Source organism: Flavobacterium sp. (assembly GCF_044371705.1).
Classification (GTDB): domain Bacteria; phylum Bacteroidota; class Bacteroidia; order Flavobacteriales; family Flavobacteriaceae; genus Flavobacterium.
The window spans coordinates 1-4,262 of record NZ_JBILTE010000211.1 but is presented as its reverse complement, the minus strand read 5'-3'; the positions used below and the strand labels follow the sequence as shown (position 1 = coordinate 4,262).

Genomic DNA, 4,262 nt, shown 5'->3' with positions numbered 1-4,262 from the left:
GCTATTTTTATAGCGAACTTCCCTACTCCATTCACCACTTGCAATTTGTTGGTATTTTTTCCATACAATTGGTCTTTCAGCATATAACTTCCGTCTTTAATGTTCATTTGTTTGATAACATCCGCCGGAATAATTACATCACAAGTAACCGGTGTATTTTGATTAAAATTGGTTACTATAACTAGTTTTTCGGTATCATTCCAACGTACGTAGGAATATAATCCGAAGTCGTAACCCAAGCCCGCTTCCAAGTTGGCTTCATGAATGGACAGAAAATCTCCCATCAATGCACCACTTTTAGTGGTAAAATTCAATAAGCGTTTGTAGAAATCTCGTAAATCTTTTTCATCCGATGACAATTGACCTCCATCAAATTTACCGCCGTTCATCCATCGTTGGTGGTGGGGCACTCCTACATAATCAAAAATGGAAGTACGCGAATTTTTCCCAAATCCGGCATCAATAGCTCCCGGTTCACCAACTTCCTGACCAAAGTAAATCATGGTGGGTGACGAACTGATAGTGGCCGAAACCACCATTAAAGGTTTCCCCTTTTTCGGGTCACCTGCAAATTGTGGACTCGCCAAACGCTGCTCATCGTGATTGTCTAAAAAGTGTAACATATGGTGTTCAATGTCTTTCAAGTCTTCGCGAATACCTGTAATATGTTTGGGCAAACCTCTGCCTTGCACGATGTTTTTCAAAGTATCGTACATTTGCACTTTGTCATACAGATAATCCATTTTACCTAGGCGGATATAATTTCTATACTCATTTGGATTGTAAACTTCTGCCAGTAAAAAAGCGTTCGGATTCTTCATTTTAATGGCTGAGTTCATATAACTCCAAAATTCCACGGGCACCATTTCGGCCATGTCAAAACGGAATCCATCCACTCCTTTTTCAATCCAATACAAAGCAATATCTCGGAATTTATTCCAAGAATCCGGTACGTCTTTCCCTTTCCAAAAAGCAGCGTGAGCTTTGAAATCCTTTTGATCAAAACCATCAGGCAATAGCGGAAAATCTTTGGAGCCATCCGGTTTAATTCCATAATTAATTTTCACGGTTTCATACCAATCGTTACTGTCCGGTTTAGCTAAACGAGAGCCGTTACCTGTCCATTTTGCGGGAACTTCTTCAAATTTTCCATCGGCTAGTGGATGCTTTTCCCCTCCAAGTGGTTGATAATTGGCATCGGTTGGCACTTCGAATTTAGAATTAGGGATATAATAGAAATTATTATTCCTTTTGTATTCAACTGTTTTATCATCATTGGCTCCAAAATCTTTTACTCCTTTTGGATTGGTTTTTCCTTCATATTTGCGGGCAATGTGATTGGGAACAATGTCTATTAGTACTTTTAACCCATTTTTGTGTGTGCGTGCAATCAAAGCTTCAAATTCCTCCAATCGTTTCGCAGGATTAACTGCTAAATCCGGATTCACATTGTAATAATCTTTCACCGCATAGGGAGAACCGGCACGGCCTTTTACCACGTCCGGATCATCATTTGAAATGCCATATCTAGTATAATCGTTTACCAAAGCATGATGTGGAACACCGGTGTACCAAATGTGTGTCACCCCCAAATCTTTGATTTCCTGGAGAGCTTTGTCAGTAAAGTCATTGAACTTCCCGACACCGTTCTCCTCAATAGTTCCCCAAGGCTTATTGGTTGTGTTTTGATTGCCGAATAAACGAGTAAATACTTGATAAACAACTACTTTTTTTGTTGCAGTTGAATCATTGGTTTGCGTCTGTGCTTGCATGTTTTTTTGTTGACAGGAAAGGGATGAAATAAGTAGTAAGCTACTTGTTAGAAAAAGGATCTTGCGAATCATAAGAGTTGTATTTTATACGTGCTAAATTTACAAAAAATTTACATTTTATATTTCGTTTTAAATAAATTGTAGTCTTACATAGTCTTTTAATACAAGCACCATTATTAGAATGATTTTTTATGTAATGGTGTCCGCTCTTCTGGTATTTTTTGTTAATTTTACTGTGATTTCATTCACAAATACGAACTTTATTCCATGAAAACATATTTTATTGTTGCCTTGGTATTATCTCTAAATGTGTTAGGTTTTGCACAAGTACAAAAACCAAAAGTGGGTTTGGTGCTTGCCGGCGGAGGGGCCAAAGGCTTGGCACACATAGGAGTCATCAAAGTTTTGGAAGAAGCAGGCTTTGATGTCGAGGTTGTTGGAGGCACAAGTATGGGTTCAATTATTGGCGGATTATATGCGATGGGATACGATGCAAAAACCATGGAAGAACAAGTAGCAAACATTGATTGGACGGATATTTTGAGTCAGCAACCCAACCCAAAAACCGAGCCTATACAAAATTGGGAAATGTATACGCGGTATTTACTTAAATTACCTATCACCAAAAAAGGAATTACACTACCAAGTGGTTTTAGCAATGGTTCGAAGGTATACCACTTGTTGTGCAATTTATCAGAAGACTTCCATGATGTGCATGATTTTAATAAGCTTCCCAGAAAGTTTTATTGTATTGCAGCCGATTATTATACCGGCGAAGAAGTGATGATTAACTCCGGTTTTTTACCTGATGCCATGCGAGCCAGTATGTCGATTCCCAGTTTTTTTACACCTATTCGCATTGGTGACAAAGTTTTGATTGATGGCGGTTGGGTGAACAATTTTCCGGTGGAACGCATGAAGCAAAATTATGATGTTGATTTTATTATAGGTGTTGATTTTCCTCAGATTGAAAACAATCCGGATGCCGATCTAAACATGCTTGATGTTTTGATGCAATCGGGTAGCTATGTAAATACCCGCTACAACGAAACCAATCGTAAACTATGTAACGTGTTGATTGTGCCGGAACTTGGTGATATTTCATCGGCGGATTTTGCCATGGCTGACACCATTGTAAAAATTGGTGAACATACTGCCAGAAAGCAATTGGACCGATTACGGTTTTTGGCAGATTCGTTGCGGATTGAACAACGTACATTCAAAAATCCGCTTCCCGTAGGAACACGAAAATTCACAAAACTTACTATTGAGACTCCCAAAGGAAGAATTGATAGCAAAGATGAAAAGAAACTAAATGACTTTTTTAGCGGTGAAGTAGATCCAAAGAATTATATGGAACTAGCAACTTATTTATATGGAACCGGCGATTTTGAAGCTATTTCCTATCGCATTAAAAAAGACAGTTTGAATAATGGAAAAGAATATATATTTAAGTTAACACCAAAAAAGAATGACCAATCGCTTAATTTAAGTTTGAATTATACTTCAGATTTTAAAGCAGCTTTACTGCTGAACTATACCTACCGAAATTTATTTTATCCGGGTTATAAACTTACTGCAGATGTAATTATTTCTGAAAGTCCATCTATCAGTTTGAAATACAAACGGTCGATTGGTCGTGAATTTCGACCTGCTGTAGACTTGACCTATTTTAATTATGTACAACCCTTTTACGACGAACAAATTTCGGTATCCGAATACAAATTCAAAACATTGCTAGCAAAGATATACGGTTTAAGCAATCTCAACCGAAACTCAAAAGTAGGAGTCGGAATATCCTATCAAGATACAAAGGTAGACGGAGATTTATTTGATCTGATTAATGAGTCCGCTAGAAACTTCAGTTTGATGAATGCTTTTGTATTTTATAAATGGAGTACCTTTCGAATCCATCATTTTGCATCGAAAGGAATGAGTATTGATGGTGAAATCAGCAGTACATGGGATATGAATAATTTAGATGGTGAAAATCCGTATTTGTATTACCAATTTCGATTTACGCAAGGGTTTAAGCCTGCAAAAAAATTAGGCATTCAATATTCGCTTTATTCGGGAGGACTATTAACCGATGAAGACCTTTTCCCAAACAAAACCTTCGCAGGAAGTTGGGGATTGGATTATCCTTTGAATATGCAACCTTTTTACGGCTATAATCGCATGGAACTTATTGGCGACGGATTGGGCAGTGTTTCTGCAGAAGTACACTGGGAGTTTTTGCCCAATCAACATTTGAAAGCCATTGGCAATATCGGCACGTTTGTTACTTTACCGGCGGTAAATTCTGATGAATGGAGAGAATTTCAATACATTGACGGATTTGGCGGTGGTTACGCCTATAAATCTCCGATTGGGCCGTTACAGGTTTTAGCGGCCAAATCTACACAAGCGAATCGAGAATGGATTTTCTATTTGTATTTTGGGTATTGGTTTTAAATTTCGTCAAGGTAATTAAAAACACCTTAGAATGGA

2 protein-coding genes are annotated in these 4,262 nt (G+C 37.9%); one reads left to right on the top strand and one right to left on the bottom strand.

Annotation, left to right across the window (positions count from 1 at the left end; translation table 11 throughout):
- On the bottom strand, nucleotides 1-1,844 hold a 1,844-nt coding region (locus ACIQ2S_RS11775), incomplete at its 3' end, for an alpha-amylase family protein (RefSeq protein ID WP_396176227.1).
- 195 nt (nucleotides 1,845-2,039) lie between these two features.
- On the opposite strand from ACIQ2S_RS11775, the gene ACIQ2S_RS11770 reads away from it, so the two are divergent.
- Complete coding sequence (locus ACIQ2S_RS11770) at nucleotides 2,040-4,226, top strand: patatin-like phospholipase family protein (RefSeq protein WP_396176225.1); 2,187 nt, start codon at nucleotides 2,040-2,042, stop codon at nucleotides 4,224-4,226.
- The last annotated feature ends 36 nt before the right edge of the window (nucleotides 4,227-4,262 follow it).